The sequence below is a fragment of the Oleiphilus sp. HI0043 genome, assembly GCF_001634935.1.
Window position 1 is genome coordinate 1 of record NZ_LWEY01001960.1, and the last position, 929, is coordinate 929.

The 929-nt window shown below is 46.5% G+C and carries 1 pseudogene; it reads right to left on the reverse strand.

Annotated elements, in window-relative coordinates:
* Window positions 1-929, reverse strand: a pseudogene (locus A3729_RS30270) (electron transfer flavoprotein-ubiquinone oxidoreductase); the annotation flags it as partial.

Genomic DNA, 929 nt, shown 5'->3' on the forward strand with positions numbered 1-929 from the left:
ATTTGATCTTCTTCGTGGTTTGTATTCGATAGGAATACAGAAGTAAGACGGTCAAAGGTGATGTTGTTATCCGGCTTAGGGTAGTCGATCTTTTTGCATTCTGCTGCTGGCTTAAGTGCAGCATGGTCGTAAGTTTTATCGCTGAAGCTGAAAGGCAGTTTACCACCAAAGATGTTTTGGTCGATAAATGTATAAGCCGCACCAAGGTAAGTGCCAAACTTATGCATAACGCCAACGAAGTTACGCGTGTTGTACAGTTCGTCGTGTAGCCAGCTGTTCTTGAACTTCGCTTCAAAGTTGGTCGCTTCTTCGCCTTCTGCACCGCCAGCAAGCTTCTCTGCAACAGCTTCTGCAGCCAGCATGCCACTCTTCATTGCTGTGTGAGAACCTTTGATTTTCAGCGGGTTCATTGTTCCTGCGTCACAGCCAATTAACATGCCGCCAGGGAATGACATCTTGGGAAGTGCATTGATGCCGCCTTTAATCAGTGCTCGAGCGCCATAACTAACACGCTTGCCGCCTTCTAAGGCATCTTTTAGTACAGGGTTAAGCTTACAACGTTGCATCTCTTCAAAAGGTGATACGTGTGGGTTGCTATAGCTAAGGTCAGTAATTAAACCGAGTACTACTTGGTTGTTTTCAATGTGGTAAAGGAACCAGCCGCCTGTGGATGAAGACTCGCTTAGTGGCCAACCCAGGCCGTGCATAACAGTACCTTCACGGTGTTTAGCTGGGTCGATATCCCAAAGTTCCTTGATGCCGATACCGTAATGCTGAGGATCTTTTCCCTCATCTAGGTTGAACTTAGAGATGATTTCTTTGCCAAGATGTCCACGACAACCTTCAGCAAACATTGTGTATTTAGCGTGTAACTCCATGCCTGGCATGTAAGAGTCTTTTTGTTGGCCGTCTTCGCTGATGCCCATGTC